Source organism: Marinobacter sp. ES-1 (assembly GCF_000475255.1).
Lineage (GTDB): Bacteria > Pseudomonadota > Gammaproteobacteria > Pseudomonadales > Oleiphilaceae > Marinobacter > Marinobacter vinifirmus.
Map to the genome: position 1 here is coordinate 16,713 of NZ_AXBV01000096.1, position 23,053 is coordinate 39,765.

At 60.6% G+C, this 23,053-nt stretch carries 13 protein-coding genes; 7 read left to right on the forward strand and 6 right to left on the reverse strand.

Annotated features, from left to right (window positions below; translation table 11 throughout):
* Nucleotides 1–106: 106 nt before the first annotated feature.
* Together Q668_RS16985 and Q668_RS16990 are read left to right on the forward strand one after the other, a co-directional pair.
* On the forward strand, nt 107–1,489 hold the full coding sequence (locus tag Q668_RS16985; protein ID WP_081697621.1) for a DUF1566 domain-containing protein: 1,383 nt from the start codon (nt 107–109) through the stop codon (nt 1,487–1,489).
* Nucleotides 1,490–1,503: 14 nt separating this feature from the next.
* Nucleotides 1,504–2,061 carry a DUF1566 domain-containing protein gene (locus Q668_RS16990; protein WP_081697622.1) on the forward strand — a complete coding sequence of 186 codons (558 nt, stop codon included), beginning with the start codon at nt 1,504–1,506 and terminating at the stop codon, nt 2,059–2,061.
* Between the two features lie 52 nt (nt 2,062–2,113).
* On the opposite strand, the gene recD is transcribed toward Q668_RS16990, so the two are convergent.
* The 5 genes from recD to Q668_RS14840 all read right to left on the reverse strand — a co-directional run bounded on the left by recD (nt 2,114) and on the right by Q668_RS14840 (nt 12,538).
* The gene (gene recD, locus Q668_RS14820; protein WP_022990411.1) at nt 2,114–4,384 is read right to left on the reverse strand and encodes an exodeoxyribonuclease V subunit alpha; all 2,271 of its coding nucleotides are present in this window, start codon (nt 4,382–4,384) and stop codon (nt 2,114–2,116) included.
* Nucleotides 4,381–8,106: an exodeoxyribonuclease V subunit beta gene (gene recB, locus Q668_RS14825; RefSeq protein ID WP_022990412.1), complete on the reverse strand. Its 3,726-nt coding sequence runs from the start codon at nt 8,104–8,106 to the stop codon at nt 4,381–4,383. The genes recD and recB overlap by 4 nt, the downstream gene beginning before the upstream one ends.
* A complete protein-coding gene (gene recC / locus Q668_RS14830; protein ID WP_022990413.1) occupies nt 8,103–11,696 on the reverse strand; it encodes an exodeoxyribonuclease V subunit gamma in 3,594 nt (1,197 codons plus the stop codon). The genes recB and recC overlap by 4 nt, the downstream gene beginning before the upstream one ends.
* A 135-nt stretch (nt 11,697–11,831) precedes the next feature.
* Nucleotides 11,832–12,047: a hypothetical protein gene (locus tag Q668_RS14835; RefSeq protein ID WP_022990414.1), complete on the reverse strand. Its 216-nt coding sequence runs from the start codon at nt 12,045–12,047 to the stop codon at nt 11,832–11,834.
* A gap of 20 nt (nt 12,048–12,067) precedes the next feature.
* Nucleotides 12,068–12,538 (reverse strand): hypothetical protein, encoded by a 471-nt coding sequence (locus Q668_RS14840; RefSeq protein WP_022990415.1) that lies wholly within the window; start codon nt 12,536–12,538, stop codon nt 12,068–12,070.
* 102 nt (nt 12,539–12,640) lie between these two features.
* Between Q668_RS14840 and Q668_RS14845 the strand changes: the two genes are divergently transcribed.
* Together Q668_RS14845 and Q668_RS14850 are read left to right on the forward strand one after the other, a co-directional pair.
* Nucleotides 12,641–14,353, forward strand: a complete 1,713-nt coding sequence (locus Q668_RS14845; protein ID WP_022990416.1) for a VRR-NUC domain-containing protein — start codon at nt 12,641–12,643, stop codon at nt 14,351–14,353.
* Complete coding sequence (locus Q668_RS14850) at nt 14,350–16,605, forward strand: ATP-dependent DNA helicase (RefSeq protein ID WP_022990417.1); 2,256 nt, start codon at nt 14,350–14,352, stop codon at nt 16,603–16,605. Before Q668_RS14845 ends, Q668_RS14850 begins: the two co-directional genes overlap by 4 nt.
* A gap of 16 nt (nt 16,606–16,621) precedes the next feature.
* Here Q668_RS14850 and Q668_RS14855 read toward each other — a convergent pair whose 3' ends face one another.
* A complete protein-coding gene (locus Q668_RS14855; RefSeq protein ID WP_022990418.1) occupies nt 16,622–18,529 on the reverse strand; it encodes a hypothetical protein in 1,908 nt (635 codons plus the stop codon).
* 285 nt (nt 18,530–18,814) lie between these two features.
* Here Q668_RS14855 and Q668_RS14860 point away from each other — a divergent pair, with 285 nt between their 5' ends.
* The 3 genes from Q668_RS14860 to rbbA all read left to right on the forward strand — a co-directional run bounded on the left by Q668_RS14860 (nt 18,815) and on the right by rbbA (nt 23,053).
* Complete coding sequence (locus Q668_RS14860; RefSeq protein ID WP_022990419.1) at nt 18,815–19,207, forward strand: globin; 393 nt, start codon at nt 18,815–18,817, stop codon at nt 19,205–19,207.
* Nucleotides 19,208–19,326: 119 nt separating this feature from the next.
* Nucleotides 19,327–20,325 (forward strand): HlyD family secretion protein, encoded by a 999-nt coding sequence (locus tag Q668_RS14865; protein WP_022990420.1) that lies wholly within the window; start codon nt 19,327–19,329, stop codon nt 20,323–20,325.
* Entirely contained in the window at nt 20,318–23,053 is a 2,736-nt protein-coding gene (rbbA, locus tag Q668_RS14870; RefSeq protein WP_022990421.1) for a ribosome-associated ATPase/putative transporter RbbA, read from the forward strand. Before Q668_RS14865 ends, rbbA begins: the two co-directional genes overlap by 8 nt.

Genomic DNA, 23,053 nt, shown 5'->3' on the forward strand with positions numbered 1-23,053 from the left:
TGCATCTATATTCGATTTTTTTTCAGAAAACTTAGTTGATTCTTAGAAGTTTTATTCTATTATTGCGATTTGTTAATAATTGGACGTTATTTGTTTGGGGAAAAATATGAAGTATAAGCTATGGCTGGCTGGACTCATTTTATTATTGGCAGGATGTGGCGGTGGAGGTTCGTCCACTAGCGATGATCCCTCTGCTTCGCAGGAAGAGAAAGACTCAGAAAAGACTGCACAACCAGAAGAACAACTTCCAACTCCCACTAATAAAACTTACCAACTTACGACAAATGTAAAGCCCGGCGGCTTCATCTCCCCAACCGAAGCCACCGTTGAAGAGGGTCTTACTCAGGTTTTTGAGCTTACCGCTCAGGAGGGGTACAAGCTAAACAGCGTTCAGGGATGCTCCGGCAACCTCTCAGGGAGCACATACACAACAGGTGCAATTAGCACCTCCTGTTCTGTCACAGTAGAATTTGCACTACTGCCGCCTGTCGAACTTAGAGCATCGCCTCAGAATGGCTCAGTGGAGCTCTCCTGGGCTGCCACAACACCTGCGGTTCAATACTGCGTTTATGTCAGTGAAACTGAAAACATTAATCTTGATAACGCGGCGTCTTATAGTTCCGAGCTTTCAGTATGTACAGGAATTACTGAAGCTAGCTACACAGTAACGGGTTTAACAAATGGAACGCCTTACCATTTTGCTGTCACAGCCAAAGATGCGAATGATCTTGAAAGCCCACTCAGCTCCGAAGTTACCGCAACATCGGAAGCCCCCGTCGTTACAGCACGTGCCTTGAATGACACCGGCATTATTTGGTGTGCCAGCAATGACGCAAATAATCAGCCATGCCCTGTTACAGGCTTCTCTGGCCAGGATGGGGACTATGGGCGCGACGCGGCGGCCCGCTCGGGAGCTCTGGTCAAAGAAGGTTTTGGTGATGCGGGCTTTGATTTTACCAAGATTGCCAATGACGGTAGTGAGCTACCACCAGACGCAACAACGTGGTCCTGTGTGCGGGATAATGTTACGGACCTGATTTGGGAAGTGAAAACGGATGATGGTGGTCTTCGGGATAAAGACCATACCTACAGCTGGTTTAACGACAATCCGACCACTAACGGTGGTACCCAAGGCACTGAAAACGGTGGGACTTGCAATGGTGCCTCTTGTGATACAAAAGCTTACGTCGAGGCTGTTAACGCTCAAAACCTGTGTGGTGCCAGTGATTGGCGCTTGCCTCCGATCGAAGCACTGGCCAGTATCCATCACAGTGGCAAAAACGACCCTGCAATTGATATTAATTTGTTTCCCAATACTTTGAGCGGACGCTATTGGACTGCAACATCTAGCCCTTATTTTTCTGGCCAAGAAGCATTGAGTATTAGTTTTAATCTCTTATTTGGCAACATGGACGAGTTCGGGGAGGCTTCCGCAAAATCTACCGCCAAACATGTTCGCCTCGTGCGTTACGCAGACATTCGGGACTGAAGGGAGATCAAGTAATGATGGTTAATAGAGTAAAGTCTTGGATGTTTCTGGCTGCCGTGGTGTTACCGTTAAACGCAAACAGTCAGGAATCAACTTCGCAGTGCGCCAATGAAAATCCGGCGATTACCGCGACAACCCCAACTTCTGATTTCGAGCTGGGCACGGACGGAACTGCCGTTCACAAACCGACTCAACTGATGTGGATGCGTTGCGGCTTGGGCCAAACGTGGAACGCTGAGACTGGTGACTGTACGGGGAGTATGACAGGTTATACTTGGAGTCAGGCATTGCAGCAGGCAGATAGCGCAACATTTGCCGGTTACAGTGATTGGCGCCTGCCCAACAAAAACGAGCTGTTATCCATTTTTGAACGTCGGTGCTGGAATCCGAGTGCGAACATTGTCGTATTCCCGAACATACCAAACGCCCAGTTCTGGACATCGTCACCTTATGTGGCGGATAGTCGGAATGCATGGCACATCAATTTTTACACGGGAACTTCCAATTGCTTTGGCGCTTGTAAAATCCTTGAGCCCCATAAAGTCCGTCTGGTGAGAACGGCTACCCCGTAAACGTTGAGCAAAAACTGGTAGCACGACATCTTTCATTCGGGTTGCTTTTCCCTTAATCAAAGCTCTGCGGCTTGTTATCCACAAGCCGCAGAGCCAGCCCGGAAGCCCGCACCACCTGCTGTTCCACGCTTCCCCGGAATACCTGGGTGTCCCCGGTGATCAGGCTGAACCAGTTCTTGGCCCGGGTGATGCCCGTGTAGACCAGCCCCTTGGTGAGTACCGGGCTGAGCCGGTCTGGTAGTACCAGGCAGGTGTGGTTGAACTCCGAGCCCTGGGATTTGTGCACGGTCATGGCGTAGACCGTTTCCAGTTGCTGAAGGCGACTTGGGGAAATCCAGCGAATGCCGCCTGCGCTGTCACCGCTGGGGAAGGCTACCCGAAGGGTCTGTTTGGGCTCGCCGGTTTCGGTCTTATCCCAAGGCACGCTGAAGGTGATGCCGATATCCCCATTCATCAGGCCGAGGTTGTAGTCGTTACCGGTCACCAGCACCGGGCGGCCGGGGTACCAGCCTTCGGTTTTTTCGATCAGTTTCTCCGCCAGCAGCTTTTGGGCGATTTGCTGGTTTAAGCCTTCCACGCCCCAGGGGCCTTTGCGTAAGGCACATAGAACCTGGAAGTCGTTGAAGGCTTCCAGCGCATTTGCGGCGTGGGCATCCCAGGCTTCTCGGGGACTGTCGGCGGTTAAGCCAGAGTTGTGGATAACTTCCAGGTAATGGCGATAGCCCACCGGCGGAGGCAGTACCTTTCCATTCACCACCCGCCCCTGTCCGGCATTGCGGAAACTCTCCGGAGTGCCAGTGATGGCGTGGTAGCAAATCAACTCCTGGGTCTGTTCCGGATCTGGTTTCGGCGTGCCGCCATTCAGCCAGATCACATCCTCAAACTCGGCATCTCGGATCTGCCCCAGTACTTGGCTGGTGAGCGCGCTGGTGTTGACGGCTTCTGCTAACTGTCGGATACCGCTGTCCTGCCCGAAACGATGGCTCTTGCGCAGCATGGCCACGGCCTGGTCGAGTGGCTGGCCGGAGTTATCCACAAGGCTGGCCGGTACCTGGGCACCGGTGATGACGGCCAGCCAGCGGGTGGTGTCCGGGGTGTAGTGGGCGTCGAAGGCCCGCTGGCACAGCTCGCCCAGCACCGCGCCGGCATCCACCGAGGCCAACTGGTCTTTGTCGCCAAGCAGAATCAGCTGGGCACCTGCGGGCAGAGCGTCGAACACCGAGGCCATCAGGTCCACATCCACCATGGAGGCTTCGTCGATCACCAGGATATCCACCAGCAGCGGGTTGTCTCGGTTGTGGCGGAACTGGCGGGTGTCGGGCCGGCTACCGAGTAGCCGGTGCAGGGTGGTGACCTTGGTGGGAATGTCCTCCAGTTTCACGGAGCCGGGCAGGTCGGCCAGTGGCAGCTTGCTGACCGCACCGCCAATGGATTCGTTCAGCCGGGCGGCGGCCTTGCCGGTGGGTGCGGCCAGGCGGATACGGTACTTGCGCCCTGCCCGTTCCGGGCTTTCCCCGGCCACGGCCTGCAGGGCTGCCAGAAGATTCACCACGGTGGTGGTCTTGCCGGTACCCGGGCCACCGGTGATCACGGCAAAGCGGTTACGGGCCGCCAGAGCGCAGGCCAGTTTCTGGTAATCCACCGGTTCGGTGGACCGGAACAGCGTGTTGAGGGCTGTGGATAAGGTTTGCGCGGCCACTGATTGCGGGTCAGCCAGGGTTGATGGCAAGGCCAGCCGTTGCTGGATGCCGTCGGCAATACGCTGTTCGTAGCGCCAGAACCGGCGTAGGTACAACCGGGTGCCGTTCAGTACCAGCGGTGTCGGCACGGAGCCATCACTGACTGCCAGCGAGCCTTGCAGGGCCGCCAGGCAATCGGCGAGTTGTACCCGCGCCAGCAGCTCCTGTGGATAAATCCCTTGCAGGTTGGTCTCCTCGGCTTCGGACAGTCCGGTGTGGGCCGGTTCTTCTGGCGGCAGCGCCAGGGTATGGCCGGCATCGGCCAGCAGTGTGGCCAGGTCGATGCAGACGTGGCCCCGACCCACCTGGTGCGAAGTCAGTGCCGCCAACAGCAGCACCAGTGGTTGCGGGCGTTCGCCCTGCTCTTCGCTGAGTTCCCTGATCAGCCGGGCAAAGCCGGTATCCAGCGGGCGAATCCAGCCGGCCTGTTGCCATTGCCCTAACAGCGCCTCGGTGTCGTCAAGGTGGGCCAATAGCTGTGAGTTATCCACAGGCTTACACGGTTCCGTTGCCGTTGTGTTCACCGGCATGTCGTCACCCAGGTCCAGGGCAAACTGGTTATCAGTATGGCGGGTACGGCTCATGCGGCCACCTCCCCGGCAACCGGCTGGCCATCGAACAGGGCATCCAGTTGTTCAATCAGCGCTCTGGGTGGCTTGTCGGTAAAGGCTCCGCCGCTGGCGGAATTCACCCCGCGCAGGAACAGGTATACCGCGCCGCCGATGTGCTGGTCGTAGTCGTACCCCGGCAGCCGGGCTTTCAGCAGTCGGTGCAGGGCCAGCAGGTAGAGGATGTATTGCAGGTCGTAACGCTTGGCCAGGATAGCCTCGCCCATGGCCTGGTCGGTGTAGGCGGCGTCGTCCTCACCCAGGGTATTGGATTTGTAGTCCAGCACGTAATACTGCCCCTTATGTTCGAACACCAGGTCGATAAAGCCCTTGAGCATGCCGTTGAAGCGGTTGGCCTCGGCCCGGGGCCGGTCGGCACCGTTCAGGGTATAACGGGTGACCAGCGCATCCAGTTGCCGGATGCTGACGTTGCGGCTTTCAAACCAGAATTCCAGTTCCGGGCGCAGGCTGTCGAGTTGCGCCAGGCTGGCGCTTTGTTGCCCTTCCCGGTCCAGCTTTAGCGGTTTCCGGATCAGCGCCAGCAGCCACTGTTGCAGGGGTTCCACCCAGTCGCCCCAGCCCCGGGTGCCACAACGGCGGGCCAGCTGCTCGTGTAGAAGCTCGGGGTTATCCACAACCCGCTGGAAGCCCTGGGCCGTACACCACTCCAGTAACTCGTGCAGGAAAGTGCCGGGGCCGGCGCCCTTGGGGAAGTGATGGTGGTCGCGTGCGGCAGGCACGGCGGGTGTCTCATCAGTGTCGCTCTGGGAACTTTCTTCCAGCAGGTTCTGGGTCTGGGCGTCTTCCACCTCGCCGGTGAAGGTAATGCCGGTGCCTGCCATGCCGGTGTATTCGATGGTGGAGTAACTGGCAATCCACCAGTCTTCCTTCGCTTCCCGGGTGGAGACCAGCGCCGGGCCCAGGGCTTCCGGGGCGGTTTCGGTGAACATTGTGCTTTCGGCTTCCGGCAGCGGGGTAACCTGGATTTCCGGGCGGCCTAGCGCGAGCGGGGCCAGGGCCTGGCTGATGGGCTGCTCCGGTGTTCCGGCAATCGCATAGCCCAGGCCACTCTGGTGCCAGTTATCCACAGCCGCTGCGCCCACCCAGGTGGCAAATCGGGCCCGGGTCAGGGCCACGTACAGTTTGCGGATGTCCTCGCCCAGACGTTCCTGGTCGGCTTGTTCGAGGTCTTCCGGAGTCGGGTCGAACACCGTTACCAGCTTGCCGCTGTCGTCGTGGTAGCGAACATACGCCTGCTTCGGGTTCTCGGCCCGGAAGGCGGTGCCGAAGGGCAGGAACACCAGTGGATATTCCAGGCCCTTGGATTTGTGCACGGTGATCACCTTCACCAGCCCGGCGTCGCTTTCCAGGCGCAGGGTGCGGTGTTCGTCTTCTTCGTCTGCCGCCCGCAGGATCTGGGTGAAGTGGTGCACCAGGGCATGTTCGCCGTCCAGTTGCAGGCTGTCCTGCTGCAGCAGTTCGGCAATGTGCAGGATGTCAGTCAGTCTTCGCTCACCGTCGGGGCGCTGCAGCAGGCGGCCAGGCACCTCGAAGTCCATCAGAAAGCTGCGCAGCATGGGCAACACGCCCTGGCTTTGCCATTGCTGCTGGTAACCCTGAAAGCGCTCGATCTCCCGCTCCAGCACCAGCTCGTCGGTCAGCAGCCGATCCAGCGCTTGCCAGCTCTGGCCCAGGGTCGGCGTCGCCAGCGCGGCGCGGATAAACGCCAGTTGCCGGGGCTCGGCGAAGGCCCGCAGCCAGCACAACACTTCCTTGGCTTCCCGGGAAGTCAGCACCGAATCCCGGTCCGACAGGTACACGCTCTTGATGCGCCGGCGGCCAAGGGCATCGCGCACCGCAGCGGCTTCGTTGCGGTTGTTCACCAGCACGGCGATGTCTTTGGGTTCGACGGGCTCCAGGTCGGCCGGGTTATCTGGCAGGATAAAGCCTGCCTGCCCGGCCTGGCCCAGGGTTAGCAAGCGGGCAATCTCGCTGGCGCAGGTTTCGGCTACATCGGCCGTGGCGGTGCCTTTGGCGAGGCCTTTGGGGTTACCTTCCTTGTCCTCTTCTCCGGATTCGTGGGTCCAGAACACCAGGCTGGGCTGGATCTCTCCGTTTACGGCCCAGAGCCGTTTGGTGCCGTTGGCCGCCACGCTCTGGAACGGCAGTGGCGTGCTGTCCCCTTTGCCGAACAGGAAGGCGCCTTTCGGGCTTTGCTGGTCGCTGTACTCGAACACCCGATTCACCCCGCTGACCATAGTATCGGCGGAGCGGTAGTTTGTGCCCAGGGTGTAGGTGCGGGCCTGTACGCCCAGCCGGGCCTGCAGGTAGGTGTGGATATCGGCGCCCCGGAAACCGTAGATGGCCTGTTTCGGGTCACCGATCATCAGCAGGCAGGTGTCCGGTTGGTTGGCTTCTACGTTGTAGATCCGGTTGAAAATGCGGTACTGCACCGGGTCGGTGTCCTGGAATTCGTCAATCAGCGCTACCGGGAACTGGCGGCGGATGGTGGCGGCCAGTTGATCGCCCCGGGGGCCATGCAGGGCGTCGTCCAGGCGGGTGAGCAGGTCATCAAAGCCCATTTCCGAACGTTGCTGCTTCTCCGCTTCCAGCCGCGCGGCAACCCAGTGGCTGGCGTGGCGCAGGATATCGGATTTGGCGCTGGGCAGGTTCTGGCCGAATGCCATCAAGGCTTCGATGGCGTCGAAGGCCGGGTGATGGGGGCCGGGCTCCTCCCCTTTCAGGATGTTATCCAGGCCTTCGGGGGTCTGGTTCTTGTAACCGGCGGCGCTGTCCAGCTTCTCCGGCAGCAGCTCGTCGGATTCAGCCCAGGCCAGCAGGCTGTCCCAGACCTTGAGCATGGCGTTTTTGCTGTTGCCGTTCAGACGCTTGGCTTTGTTCAGGCCGTTCAGCAGGTCGGTGACTTCCTGCTGCCACTGGGCCCAGGGGTGGGCTTTCAGTTCACTGGCCCGGGCCAGCCGCTCGCTGACCACCTGGTTGATGGCCTGGTGGACACTCTCTGGCGGTGTGCCCAGGGCGGCTGGGTCGTCAATCAGGTTGCGCACCGCCTTGCGCAGGTCGGTGGGGGTTTTCCAGTGGCTCAGGGCTTCGTCCATCAGGGCCGGTGGCAGCGGGTAGACAAAGGTGCGCCAGTAGTCCCGGGCCACATCCTCCAACAGCTCGCTCTGGTCGGTTTCCAGGGTGAGCTTGAACAGGCTGCCGCTGTCGAAGGCGTGCTCGCTGAGCATGCGGTTGCAGAAGCCGTGAATGGTGGACACCGCGGCCTCGTCCATCCACTCGGCGGCCAGCAGCAGTTTCTTGCGGCAGTCGGGCCAGCTGGCCGGGTCCGGGTAGCTGCTATCCCGAAGCTTGTGGATAAGTGCGGTTTCCGGGGTCGGTTCCAGGCTGTGGGCGGCACCGGAAAACACCTCGGCAGCCTGGGTCAGCCGGGTGCGGATGCGGTCTCGCAACTCCTTGGTGGCGGCTTCGGTAAAGGTGACCACCAGCAGGTTCGGTGGCAGCAGGTTCTGCAGCGGGCTGTCTTCACTTTGGCCATGGCCCAGCACCAGACGCACATACAGGATGGCGATGGTGAAGGTTTTGCCGGTGCCGGCACTGGCCTCGATCAGCGCACTGCCGTTCAGGGGCAGTGCCAGCGGGTCGAGGTTCGGGTTGCGGTTTGCGATTGTCTGATTCATGCCTGCTCCTCCTGGTAACCCACCTGCTCCGCCGCCGATTTGCCCTGCTCCGCTTCCCACAGAGGCACGTAAAGCTGGTGCAGCAAGGCTTCGAACTCTCCGCTGGCCATCAGCGCCTCGGGGCTTTCAAAGGCGCCGCGCAGGTAGCCGGTGTCCCGTTCCAGGGCGGTGGTGTAGGCCTGCTCTGCCTCACTGATGGCCCGCTCGTGGTCGCCCACGTATTTCTTGCCGCCGTAGAAACTGGTGACCCAGGCAAAGCCGGCTTCGCAGTGAATGGGCAGGGCCCGGGTGGTGGCTTCCATCCAGCGGCCCAGAATGGCTTCGACATGTTTTCGTGCCTGCTCGGGGGCCATTATCGGGAAGTGGAATTTGCGGCCTTCTTCCTTACCGAGGATCAGGGTTTCAAACGGCTGGCCGCTGAGCTGCCCGGCCAGGTGAATCAGCCAGTCCCGCAGCAGGTTGGCGTAGCGGACTTTCTTGCCACTGCCTGAACTGCGCAGAAGGCCGGAGCTGGCGATGACCAGCCGGCACAATTGCCCTTGTGGATTACAGCGCAGGTTGTCGATCAGGTCCGCCACTTCTGCCGAACCGAGGTCACTCGTATAGCGAAACTCGAAGGGTAAAGGCTCGGCCACCACTTCCGGCCATTCCGCCAGGGCGCCCCGATAGCGCTCGAACAGGTCCGGCACCCGGCCGGCCAGCTCTGTGCGCAGGCGGTGTTCGGTGACGCCCATGCCCAAGTCGCCGCGCCGGGCCATGCGGTCCAGGCTGGTTGCAAGACGTTCGTGCAGCTCTTCCTCGCTGGCGGCTTTCAGTACGCTGTCCTGGATCAGTTCGTTATCCAGGCGCCAGCGGTCCAGGCCGTTCAGGTCGAAGTTTTCGTTGTCGGTGTCTTCGTCTTCCACGTCTTCAAAGCGCACCTGCAGCCGGCGCTGGTAGAAGGTGTCGATGGGCTTTTTCAGGAAGTTCGCCAGTTCATTCAGGCTGATTGGCTCTTCCGGCGCCTGGTATGGCAGGGCTTCCCGGCCCTGCTCCAAGTTATCCACAGCGTGGGCACTGCGCCATTCCCGTTCATAGGTAAACAGGCCCCGGGCCTGCAGCACCTCGGCCAGCGGTTTGGGTTGGGCCTCTTCGCCTGCGCCCACGCCGTTGGTTTTCGGGAAGTAATCCCGGCTGAACGGTTGCAGCGGGTGCCGGGTGGTCAGGGCCCGGGTAACCGCCAGTTCCGGTTGCCCGGCCACGGTCCACAGGCTGTCCAGGTGGTCCTGCAACTGGCCGATGAGCACCGAGGGAGGCCGTTCAGAGTCGTCCCTGATACTGCGCCCCACCCAGCTGATGTACAGCTGTTCCCGGGCGGACAACAAGGCTTCCAGAAACAGGTATCGGTCGTCTTCCCGGCGGGAGCGGTCCCCCGGCCGGTAATCCTGGGCCATCAGGTCGAAATCCACCGGCGGCCGGGAGCGAGGGTAATCGCCGTCGTTCATGCCCAGCAGGCACACCTTGCGGAAGGGAATGGCGCGCATCGGCATCAGGGTGGCAAAGTTCACCTTGCCGGCCAGGAAACGCTGGTTCAGACCGCCTTCGTCCAGGCCCTGCAGCAGCACATCTTTGACGATGTTCAGGGGCAGCGGCTGGTTATCAAGGCCGGCGGCAAGGGCATCGTCCAGCCACTGCTCCAGCTGACGGCGGAAACGGTTCAGCAACAGCAGGTCCTGGCCCTCCACCTTGTGGAAAAACTGCTCCAGCATGGTGGAGAACAGCGTTTCCCACTCGCCGGGTGTGCGGGTGGTTTGCAGGGCCTGCCAGAGGGTCTCCAGCTGATGCACGAACTCGCCCAGGCGCCCGGCCAGACTGGCTTGCAGCCCGCCGATTTCGCCATAGGGCTCTACCCCGCCCCAGGGCTCGTCATCGCCCATACCGTAGCCAAGCAGCATGGCCCGCAGGCCAGCCTGCCAGGTGTTACGTTCCAGCTCTGCCGGCAGGTCCAGGCTTTCCCGGTGTGCGCCGTGCAGGCCCCAGCGGATGTTGGCGCCTTCCACCCAGCGCCGGGCCAGGGGAATTTCATCCTCACTGATATCAAAGCGGTCGCGAATGCCGGGCACTTCCAGCAGGCTGATGATCTCACTCACGCCAAAGCGGCTGCGGGGCAGTGACATCAGGGTTTCCAGGGCAATCAGTACCGGCTCGTGGTGGCGCTGTCCCTGGTCGGAAATGGTGAACGGAATGTGGCGCTTGCGGCCGGGTGAATAGCGGCCGAACACCGCCTGAATATGAGGCGCGTACACGTTGATATCGGGCACCATCACGATCACATCCCGGGGTCTGAGCGATTCGTCGGCATTGAACGCGGCCAGCAGCTGGTCGTGCAGGATTTCCACTTCCCGCTGGGGACCGTGGGCGTCGTGGAACACCAGGGAATGGTCCCGGGCCAGGTCGACGGTGCGCTGTTGTTCGCGGATTTCCTGAAGCGGTGTCAGGTTGTGGATATCGTTCTGCAACTGATGCAGCAGGCAGGGGTTATCCACAGCGCCATGGTCGGTGAAGATGTCGATTTTCTGGCCCGGGGTCTGGAAGCTGGCGCGGTAGTCGTCCGGGTTGTCGAATTCATCCAGCAGCCGGATGTAATCCCGGCCTTGCTTACCCCACGCCGCCAGCAGCGGGTTGGCGTGCTGGTGCAGCTGGTCCGGATCGTCGATCTGTGACAGTACCGGATGCGCGGCGCCCCGTTTACGCTCGGCTTTCAGCAGCTCCCGGTCGCTGATGATGTCGGCCCAGTAGAACTGGCAGGGGTTGTGCACGCACAGCACCACCTGGCTGAACCGGCTTAACACATACAGGGCTTCCAGTGCCTGCCGGGGCAGGGATGACACCCCGAACACTACGATGCGTTTGGGCAACCGGCCCGGGTTGGCGGGCTGAGTGATGCGCTGGCCCTGTTCCATGAAACGGGTGTGGATCTGCGAGCGGCTGGTGTGGGCCTCGCTGCCGGTGTCTTCGACCAGCTTGCGCCAGAGCAGAGGCTGCCATAGGGTTTCCGCATCCAGGGCCTTTTCTTCACCCCGAGCGGTGATTACCACATCCCTGCCCTGCTCCCAGGCGGCCAGCCAGTCGGCCCGGAACACCTGGTACTGGTCGAACAGGTCGGCCACTTTCTCGGCCAGCTGGAAGTTGCGCAGTTCCGTATCGCGGCCATCCAGGAATCGCGCCAGCGGCGTGAAGGCCTCATCCTGCCCGACCAGTTGCGGCAACAACCGGTACAGGCGCCACACCAGCCGGTGCTTGTCGAAGGGAGATTGTTCCGGCACTTCGCCATCGGGCAGCACCGCCCGGTAGGCCTGCCAGATAAACCGGGCGGGAAACAGGAAATCCATGCCGGCGGCAATACCCAGGCCGCCTTCCACGCCATCCTCGGTACGCTTCTCCGCCAGTGCCAGTTTCAGCCACTGGGCAATGCCGTTACTCTGCACCAGAAAGGTCTCACTCTGCAGCGGCGGCATGGGGTTCTGCCGGCAGATATAGACCACGGCGCGGCGCAGGTCTTCCAGGTGGTTGGCGTGGATGGCATGAAAGCCGGGTTCAATGGCGGCCATGGGTGTCCTTAGCTGCGGAATTCGCTGGAATAGATGGCAAACAGCTTACCTTAAGCGCTCCCGGATTCGCAGAGGGTGCGCCAGGTTGCAGAACAAAGGATACCTGTGACTTGCGACAAAGAAGGTCGCGTTCGGTCAGCGCACCAGGTCGAGCAGCATTTTCCGCACCCGGGCGCTGGATTCCGCATCCAGGCAGGTCAGGTCTTCCACGTGCAGCTGGTGGTTTTTCAGAAGCCGGTACAGGGAGTCGGCCGAGATCGAGATGGAAACCTGCCTGTTGTCAGGTGCAGCGGACCAGTTCACATGCTGGTAGTGGTTGGTCTGGGTCAGATTCGGGTTTAAGAGCGCCATTCCCATAGAGCCTCCGAAGTTCAGTGCGCCGCCATAGCGGTTTGCGGTGTGGGGTAGGATGCGGGAATGTCTGGCCAGTTCAGGTACTCTGAGAAAAAGTCGGCCTGGCGTGGGGTATCGAGCAGCACTTCGATGCATTCATCAGTACTGCAACAGCCGCTGGGGCTACCATGGCAGGGCTCGGCCGATTGCAGACTTTCCAGGGCGCTGAACAGTACGTAGTCTGCGGCGGTATGGTCGCCCCGGTCGTGTAGGGCCCGGCACACCAGAATGGCGGCCAGGGTAAGCTCCACATGCATGCAGTCCGGGTGGTCAGCCCGCGCTAGGCAGGCCAGGTCAAAGGCGCTGCCGGTGGCGGCAATCATCTTTTCGGTATCCTGGTTCTCGCAGAAGGTGAAGGCGTACTCCATCCAGAACAGCCACAGGTCGTTCTGTTCAGTTAAGGACAGGTTGGAAAACATCTGGCGGTGGCGTGAGCAGAGAAATTTCATGGCGTCCTCCTTGTCTCGATGAAAATGATAATAGTTATCATTAAGCGAGTTAGCAAGGTGTGTGATGATTAATTTTTGTGCATGGATTACAGTCCCAGCCCTATGACGACAGAATTCACGGGCCAGCGCCCGCAAACAGCAAACCTTGAAGACCCCCTTTATTACCTGAGCAACATGGACACTATTGTGTCCTGGGTGGCCGATCATCACTCGGATTTGTTGACCGATCGGGAGCGAAACCGGCTGTCGGCGTTTGCAAACCTCGGGACCGGCCCCCGGGCCTTGCTCACGCGCATGGTCATGCGCACCGGTGAGCTGTTCCGGGCCGACAAGCTGCGTTATTCGGAACTGCCAGTGCCGGAGGCCGAGGCGCTCAAGTTATTGGTACAGGAGGGCTGGCTGGATAACCGGCCGGAGCTGAGCCTGGATGATTTGTTCCGGCTGTTTACCCTGGCGGAATTGCGGCCGCTGTTTGGCGGTTGGTTGCAGGAGCAGGGCCACCCGAAAACGCTGGGCAAGGCTCAGATGCAGGAGCTGCTGGCGGAACCGTTCAGCGAACCCAGGCCTTTGCGGGATTGGATGCCTGATGACGGTGAAGCTGCGCAAGTCGTCCAGCTCCAGGACATGGCCCTGTTCGACCGCATCCGCCTGATGTTCTTCGGCAACCTGCGCCAGAGCTGGACCGATTTTGTGCTGGTGGAACTGGGCGTGCAGCAGTTCGAGCCGGTGCCCTTTACCCCGGAATCCCGCGCCTTTCAGCACCGGGCAGAAGTGGATTGTTACCTGCAAATGCACCAGTGCCGGGAACGGCTCGACAACGGCGAACCGGCGGTGGACGTCTGGCCCGATGTTCCGGGGCCTGTGGATAACCCCTGGCTCACCAGCCGACGGGACCGATTGTTGCTGGAACTGGGCCGGCAGGCGGAACGCCAGGGTGAACAGGAACTGGCGTTGCAGGTATGGGCGGCCAGCGGCCACCGGGAAGCGCGGCTGAAACAGCTGCGGTTGCTGGAGCGGATGAAGCGCTTTGACGATGCCTGGGCCATTGCCTGCCAGTGGCAGACTACACAACTGAGTGATGCTGAAGCCCAGGGCCTGGGTCGCCTGCTGAAGCGGCTGGCGCCCAAGGTGGGGGCCGACAAACCCGAGCCTGTGGATAACCCTCCGCTGCGGGAATTCACCCTCACCTTGCCAAGGCCAGACACCGGCACCGTGGAGTTGGCGGCGGTTCAGCACTTGAGCACAGAGGCGGCACCGGTGGTCTATGTGGAAAACACCCTGATCAATGCCCTGTTCGGGCTGCTGTGCTGGCCGGTGATCTTCAAACCCATCCCCGGCGCCTTCTTCCATCCGTTCCATATCGGCCCGGCGGACCTGACCCGGGAAGACTTTGTCGCCCGACGCGCGCAGGCATTTGAGGAGCGTTTTGGCCTGCTGAAAACCCATGCCTATAAACAGCACATTCGCGACACCTTTCAGGCCAAACAGGGCATCGCCAATCCCTTCGTATTCTGGCCGGTACTGGATGAAGCCCTGCTGGAACTGGCGCTGCACTGCATTCCCGCCTACCACCTGGATGCCCTGTTCCGCCGGCTGCTTCACAACATCAAGGAACATCGCAGCGGCTTCCCGGACCTGATCCGGCTGATGCCGGATGCCGAGCAACCTGAACAGCGTTATGAAATGATCGAAGTAAAAGGCCCCGGCGACCGATTGCAGGACCACCAGGTTCGCTGGTTACACTTTTTCGCCCGGCAAGGCATCCCGGCCAGCGTCTGCTATGTGCGCTGGGATGGCGATGAGGCGAGCGTGTGAAAGTCGCGGTCCGTACCCTCTGTGAATTCGCGGCCCGCCACGGCGACCTGGACTTCCGCTATACCCCGGCGCCCACCAGCGAAGAGGGCATTGCCGGCCATCAGGCAATCCAGTCAAAGCGTGGCTACGGCTATAAAAGCGAGTATTCACTTACCGGTAAATGCCTGGAGCTGGAGCTTTCCGGGCGGGCTGACGGCTATAACCCGCACAAGAACCGGCTGGAAGAAATCAAGACCCACCGGGGGGATGTGTCCCGCATTCGCCCCCACCAGCGTGCCCTGCACCGGGCCCAGTTACGGGCCTACGGCGCCCTGCTGTGCCGGCAGGAAAACCGCAAAAGCGTGGAGCTGGCGCTGGTGTATTACGACACCGGCCGGGACAAGGAAACGGTGCTCACCGAAACCGCCAAGGCCGACGAACTCTGGCAGGAACTGGAAACCCTGTGTGGCCGCTACCAAGCCTGGGCCGAGCAGGAAGAACATCACCGGGAACAGCGCGATGCCCTGCTGGCCACCCTGACCTTTCCGTTCCCGGACTTTCGCCCCCGGCAACGGCAGCTGGCGGAAACCGTGTACAAGAATTCGGTCAAAGCCGGCACCCTGCTGCTGGAAGCCCCCACTGGCCTGGGTAAAACCCTGGGTACCCTGTTCCCGGCCCTGATGGCCATGCCTGCCGCAAAGCAGGACCGGCTGTTCTACCTCACCTGCCGCAACACCGCCCGGCAGTTGGCGTTGGATGCTGTGGATAAGCTGCGGCACGCGCAGGATGAACTGCAGCCCTGGCCACTGCGTACCCTGGAACTGGTTTCGAAAGACGACGCCTGTGAACACCCGGACAAAGCCTGCCACGGCGAGTCCTGCCCCTTGGCAAAAGGCTTCTTCGACCGCCTGCCCGATGCCCGGGCCGAGGCGGTGCAGAGCAAAGAGCCGTTAAATCAGCAGAATTTGGCGAAAATCGCCGCAGGGCATGACATTTGCCCCTACTTCCTCGCCCAGGAAATGGCCCGCTGGAGTGACCTGGTGATCGCTGATGTGAACCGCATGTTCGACCAGTCCGCCCTGCTGCACGGCCTGATCCGCCAGAACAACTGGCAGGCCAGCGTGCTGGTGGACGAAGCCCACAACCTGGTGGACCGTGCCCGGGGCATGTATTCGGTGCAGCTGGAGCAGCAGCGGCTGTTAAAGCTGAAGAAGATTGCCCCCAAACCGGTAAAAGCGGCGCTCGACCGAACCGCCCGGGCCTGGCAAGCGCTGATCCGGGATCACGGCGAACAGCCCCAGCCGGTGTTCCTGGCGACTCTGCCACCGCAATTACTGGGCGCGTTGCAGGCCATGGTTTCTGTGATCACCGATTACCTGGCCGACAACCCGCCGGACCTGGCCCTGCAGGAAGTGATGTTCGAAAGCGTGGCCTTTATGAAGCTGGCGGACAGCTTCGGTGACCACTCCCTGTGTGAGTTCCAGCGCACCGGCCGGGGCCGCGCCAGCCTGACCATCCAGAACCTGGTCCCGGCGGATTTCCTCACGGAGCGCTTCAAGGCTGCCCACTCGGTACTGCTGTTCTCCGCCACCCTCAGCCCCGGCGTCTATTACCGGGACCTGCTGGGCCTGCCTGAAGACGCCCGCTTCACCTCCCTGCCCAGCCCGTTCAGCGCCGAACAATTGCAGGTGCAGTTCACCCCCGGCATCAGCACCCGGCAGGTGCACCGTGAGAGTTCGCTGCAACCCATCGCCGAACTGATCGCCCGGCAATACCGGGAACGGCCGGGCCATTACCTGGCGTTTTTCAGCAGCTTTAAATATGCGAAGGAAGTGAGTGACACCCTGGCGCAACACGCACCGGATATTCCCCAACGCGCCCAGCAACCGGGCATGAGCCCGGAGCAGCGCCGGCAGTTCCTAGCAGAATTCCAGAAACCTGAAGGCTCAGTTGCCTTCGCGGTACTCGGCGGCGTGTTCAGTGAAGGCATCGACCTGCCCGGCGACCAGCTGATCGGCGCCTTCGTGGCTACCCTGGGCCTGCCGCCCTTCGATGCCTGGCACGAAATCCTCAAAGACCGCCTGCAGCAGCGCTTCGGTGAAGGCTACAACTACACCTACCTGATTCCCGGCCTGCAGAAAGTGGCCCAGGCCGCCGGCCGGGTGATCCGCACCCCGGACGACCGGGGCGTGATCTGGTTGATCGACGATCGCTTTCTGCAGCCCGGCGTTAACCGGTTACTGCCCCGCTGGTGGTTTTCAGGTCCCGGCTGATTCCGGCCGGGCAGCCTTAGTCGTTATCCCCTTCCCAGCGAGCAATTTTTTCACGCTCGGCATTCGGGCTTACCATCTCAGAGTCCAGCGCAGGTTGCTGGGGAGGCACCAGGCCTTGCGCTGTCATATCGCCTGTGCGGCGGGCTTCCTGTTCCTGACGAATATAGTCAAGACGCTGCTCCCTGTCTGACCGCTTTTCGTTCTGAATTTCTTCATTCCGCTGGCGGAACTGTTGCTCCAGATCGCCCATAACGCTTTCCATGAAGCCATCGCAGGGGCTCATTGATAACACATAGCGTGGCTGTTCAAGATTGTATTGACCAGATACCGCAAAAGTGGAGCTTACCGTGTCTGCCGCCAAAGCAAAGTAGGTTGCATCAAAGGTAAAAACATCCTGCTCGCTGGAAGCGCTGTGGCGGTCAGCCCCGCGAAAATGAGTGGCCCGCATGACGGTACCCTCGCAATGAAAATCAAAAATCCTGGAGCGGAAGAAAATCTCGGCCCAGAACATATGACAGATTCTGTCCAGCGTACGGCCAAAGCCCATCAGCAAAAGACCCGCAAGCAAAGTGGCTGCGGTCGCACCAACCGGCACTAATAGCTGACTGACCACGGTTTCAACACCTGCACTTTGGCTGACCAGCTGACGCCATGTATCGATATGGGGCAACACGCTTTGTGCTCCCAGCCAGAATAAGACGGCACCCAACAACATCAGGATCTGGGCTAATACCGTGCCACCGATCCGCGAGTAGCGCATAACAACGGATTCAGGCATATCCTCGGCCACGGGCTGAATTTCGGTAATCAAGTCGCCATTAAATTGCTCGTTATCCCGGTTAGCCTGGCCGGTGTCGTTTTCATCCAGGTACATGCGATTCGGAAGTTCCTGCTCCCGTTTTCCCATCAAAACCAGATCTCTCAGCGTGGTGAAGATTTGTCTTGGGTGCAGGTCGTAGCGCCAACTGTTGTTTTTCTCCGAGCTACTGGTTTTGATCTCAACCATCCGAATACGCGCGCGAATCATCATCACGGCAATGGCCGCAAGAATGGCTGCGCAAACCAGCGTCAGCGTGATCAGAGTTCCGGTGTAAAAGACCGGCTCGAGAATGGGCAACAATTCAACAAATTCGGCGCGGCTTCCAGGGCGCAGCTCGGACCAGAGCGCAATCCAGCCTTGCGCAACCAATACCGGAACAACGATCGCACCAATGACCACCAGGGCAAGCCCGCCACTGGAGTATGTGTGCAGTTTGGTCATGTTTTGGCGAGTGAGTGGATTGCCCAGTTTTACCCAAATCAAGCCGAGATAAACCAGCAACACAAGCTGAAAAACCAACGACACCACAACGCTGCCCGCTTCGCCGCCGGCAGTGCCGGAGAACACCATCACCACCACCAGGGAGGCGATCAGGAAGGCGCATAGCGCGATAAGGCTACGCGTGATTTTCATCACCAGCGTTTTGGCCATGTTCCGGATAGGCCAGGGCGTTACGATCAGCCCAGGAAATACCGAATGCACGGCGCGGGCAAACCACCCCTGGGGTTCAGTAAAGGTCGGGTTACTTTTACTCATCAGCATGTTGTGTATGCTGCGTGCTGTGTAGAGCGTTGGCTCTTTCTCCTGAACCGCTTCCCGGGCGACGTTGCCGGTCAGCGAGGCGGGGGCTGCCCGGCCCACGAAAAAACGCATAACCTGAAACAGCCCGACACCCAGAGCTTTGAAACCACCAATCACAAATAAACCACCAATCACCAGATTCACCCAGGCCTGAGTTTTGTCCGTCGAGAGCAATGGTTGGATCTGCAACAGGAGATAAACGCCGATCGCCGTCAGCACAAGACCTCGAACAGACCGGACAAGCCCTTCGAACCGGAACGGGTTCCGGATGTTGAGTTTCTGGGTACCGTATTCAAACGCCATTCGTTAGTTCCTTAACGTGGTTCCTGAGTATTTGCCGGCAAGTCTATCGCAAACCCTGCTTAGCGAAGTGAATTTGAAAGCTCGTTTTACATTATTTTGCCATGCAGAATTTAACGAATGGAGTTGCCGTTCAGGTCGGTTCGGAATAACGCTTTTCCGCGGTCGGCGACATTTTGTCGCAGCACTGGTAGTAGCGGCATGCCGCTATATCTAATTTCGGTCGCTTGCTTACAATCACTGCCCTAATCAGAATTCCCTCGGTTTTTACAAGGACAACCACTGCAAATGAACAACACGGATCTTGTTTTCCAGAGCTACGGGCGCTGTTGCCGAAACGATGAGTTCTTCGTGGATTTCTACAACTTCTTCATGTCCAGCTCCGATGCCATTCGCAACCGCTTTGAGAATACCGACATGGGCGCCCAGCGCCACCTGCTGCGTAATGGTGTTATGCAGATCATCCTGGTCGCCCGCGGAATGTCTGATCGCAAACTCAAGGACTTGGGCGAAAGCCACAACCGGCACAACCACAACATCCAGCCAGAGTGGTATGACTTGTGGGAAGACTCACTGCTGAAAACCGTGCGCACGCACGATCCTGAATACACGCCGGCACTGCGCGAAGCCTGGCGTGAAGTACTGAAGCCGGGTATCGAGCTGATCCGCGGCGTTTACTGATTTACTGTAAGGCTGACAGACGGGATAGATCGTAAGCTATCTTGACTCCTGTCAGCCCTATCGTCACACTTTTTTGCTATACTTCCCTTCCGTAGTACTCATCTGATCAAGGACGTCATATGGCCGGTAAAAGCGCCAAAATTGCCTCCAAACTCCTGCTGGCACTGCTGATTGTGGCGGCGATTGCGGCCGCCGCCTGGTACCTGATGCCAAGTGCCGATGAACTCCCCGAGCACATTGCTTCCGGCAACGGCCGTATTGAAGCCACCGAAGTGGATATCGCCACCCGTATACCCGGGCGCCTGGAATCCTTCGAGGTGCGTGAAGGCGACATGGTAGAAGCCGGCCAGCTGCTGGCGGTAATGGACACCGACGAACTCAAGGCCCGCGCGGCCGCCGCTGAAGCCAACTTGCACCAGGCTGAACAGGCCCGGCTGCTGGCCGAAGCCGTCGTTGTGCAGCGGGAAAGCGAGCAGCGCTATGCCCGTGCCGAACTCGCCCGTATTGAAACCCTGGTCGACCGGGGCCATGCCTCCCGGGAGCAGCTGGACCGCACCCGCACGGCGGCAGAAACCGCCGGGGCTGCCCTGCAGGCGGCCCGGGTACAGGTGGCTTCGGCCGATGCCGGCATTGAATCGGCCCGGGCCGCCATCCGGCAGATCCAGACCAACATTGATGACAGCCAGCTTTCTACCCCGGTGGGTGGCCGGGTGCTCTACCGGCTGGCGGAACCCGGCGAAGTACTGGCCGCCGGCGGCAAGGTGGCCACAGTGCTGGATGTGACCGACGTCTACATGACCATCTTCCTGCCCACGGCCCAGGCCGGCAAAGTGCGGGTCGGCTCGGAAGCGCGCATCATCCTGGATGCCCTGCCGGATTACGTGGTGCCGGCGGAGGTCAGCTTTGTGGCGGCAGAAGCCCAGTTCACCCCCAAATCGGTGGAAACTCGCAGCGAGCGGGAGAAGCTGATGTTCCGGGTGCGTATCCGCATCAATCCGGACCTGCTCAAAGCTTACCGGGACAGGGTAAAAACCGGTGTGCCGGGCGAAGCCTATGTGCGCCTGGATGAAAGCCTGCCCTGGCCCGACAGCCTGAAGGTGAGCCTGCCCAATGACTGACACCGTAGCCCGGCTGGAAGGAATCAGCCACCGCTACGGGGAAACCGCTGCGCTGTGCGACATTACGCTGGATTTCCCCGCTGGCTGCATGGTGGGCCTGATCGGCCCGGACGGGGTGGGTAAATCCACCCTGCTGGGGCTGGTTGCCGGTGCCCGGGAGTTACAACAGGGGCGTTTGCAGGTGCTGGGCGGCGACATGGCCAGCCACCGGTTTCGCAACCGGGCCGCTCCGCGCATTGCCTATATGCCCCAGGGCCTGGGCGGCAACCTGTACCACACCCTGACGGTGGACGAGAACATTGCCTTCTTTGCCGACCTGTTCGGCCTCACCGGCGCCTCGCGCCGGCTGCAGATCGACCGCCTGCTGGATGCCACCGGCCTGCTGGCCTTCCGGGACCGCCCCGCGGGCAAACTCTCTGGCGGCATGAAGCAGAAACTGGGCCTGTGCTGCGCACTTATCCACAACCCGGACCTGCTGATTCTGGACGAGCCCACCACCGGCGTAGACCCGCTCTCCCGCAAACGCTTCTGGGACCTGATCGACACCATCCGTGGGCAAAGTAGTGGCATGAGTGTGCTGGTTGCCACCGCCTACATGGAAGAAGCCGAACGCTACGACTGGCTGGTGGCCATGGACGCCGGCAAGGTGCTGGCCACCGGCTCCCCCGCCGAGCTGCGCCAGCAAACCGGCACCGATAACCTGGACGATGCCTTTATCGCCCTGCTGCCGGACAGCCGCCGGGAGCAGGAGCTGGGCGTGCCGGTATCGGCACAAGCGACAGCTTCACCCACTCCCGAGAACAGCACTCCGGCCATCGTGGCGGAGAACCTGACCCTGAAATTCGGCAGCTTCACCGCGGTCAAAGACGTCAGCTTTGCCATCCCGAAAGGCGAAATTTTCGGCTTTCTCGGCTCCAACGGCTGTGGCAAAACCACCACCATGAAAATGCTCACCGGTCTGCTGACCCCCACCGAGGGTAAGGTGGCGTTGTTCGGTGAGCCGCTGAATGCCAAAGACCTGGCCACCCGCCGCAAGGTGGGCTACATGTCTCAGTCGTTCTCCCTGTACGGCGAGCTGACCGTGCGCCAGAACCTGGACCTGCACGCCCGGCTGTTCCACCTGCCGGAGGCAAAAATTGCCGGGCGCATCAGCAGCCTGGCCGGGGAATTCGGCCTGGAAGAGGTGCTGGACCACCAGGCCGGCGCACTGCCGCTGGGGGTACGCCAGCGATTGTCTTTAGCGGTGGCGGTGGTGCACGAGCCGGAACTGCTGATCCTGGATGAACCCACATCCGGCGTAGACCCCGGCGCCCGTAACCGGTTCTGGCAGCTGCTGATGCGGCTGTCCCGGGAAGACGGGGTGACCATCTTTATCTCCACCCACTTCATGAACGAAGGCGAGCGCTGCGACCGGATCTCGCTGATGCACGCGGGCGAAGTACTGGCCTGTGATACCCCCGAAGCACTGATCGAACAAACCGGCAGCGACAGCCTGGAAGGCGCCTTTATGACCACCCTGGAAGCGGTGGACAAGGAACCGGAAAGCCAGAACGGCGGCAAACTGCTGAGCCGGGACAGCAGTTTGCCGGAACGTCCCAAGACCTTCAGCCCGCAACGGCTGCTGGCCTACGGCCGGCGCGAAGCCCGGGAACTGCTGCGGGACCCGATCCGCATGGCCTTTGCCTTTATCGGCTCGGCCCTGCTGATGCTGATTCTGGGCTACGGCATCACCATGGATGTGGAAGACCTGCCCTTTGCGGTGCTGGACCGGGACCAGACGCCCCAGAGCCGGGATTACATCGCGGCGATCTCCGGCTCCCGCTATTTTGTCGAGCAACCGGCGCTGTCGACGGCGGAGGAGCTGGAGCGGCGCATGCGCTCCGGGGAGCTGAGCCTGGCTATCGAGATTCCTTCCGGCTTTGGCCGGGATATGAAACGGGGCCGCGACACCGAGCTGGCGGTGTGGGTGGATGGCGCCATGCCGTTCCGGGGCGAAACCATCCTCGGCTACGTACAGGGCATGCACATCAGCTACCTGAGCGAACAGGCCCGGCAGGCGTGGGGCGAAGTACCCACGTTGAGCCTGGTCAGCCTGGAAGACCGCTACCGCTACAACCAGGATTTCCGCAGTCTGGATGCCATGGTGCCGGCGGTGATTCCGATCCTGCTGATCTTCATCCCGGCCATACTGATGGCCCTGGGCATTGTCCGGGAGAAAGAACTGGGCTCCATCACCAACCTGTACGTAACTCCGGTCACCCGGCTGGAATTCCTGCTGGGCAAGCAGTTGCCCTACATCGCCTTCAGCATGGTGAGCTACGCCAGCCTGGTGTTGCTGGCGGTGTACCTGTTTGATGTGCCCCTGAAGGGCGGCCTGCTCACCCTGACCTTTGGCGCTTTGCTGTTTGTCACCGCCACCACCGCCCTGGGCCAGGTGATGTCCATCTTTGCCTCCACACAGATTGCCGCCCTGGCGGCCACCGCCATACTCAGTATTCTGCCCACCGTGCAGTTCTCCGGCCTGACCGAACCGGTATCGTCCCTGAGCGGTGCTGGCGCCTGGATCGGCCCCTTCTGGCCGGCCACCTGGTTTTTGCAGATCAGCCGGGGCGTGTTCACCAAGGGTTTGACCCTGGCCGACATGCAGGGCGCGTTTCTGGCGCTGGCGGCGTTTATTCCGGTGCTGACCGGCCTGGCCATGGTACTGCTGCGGAAACAGGGGCGCTGA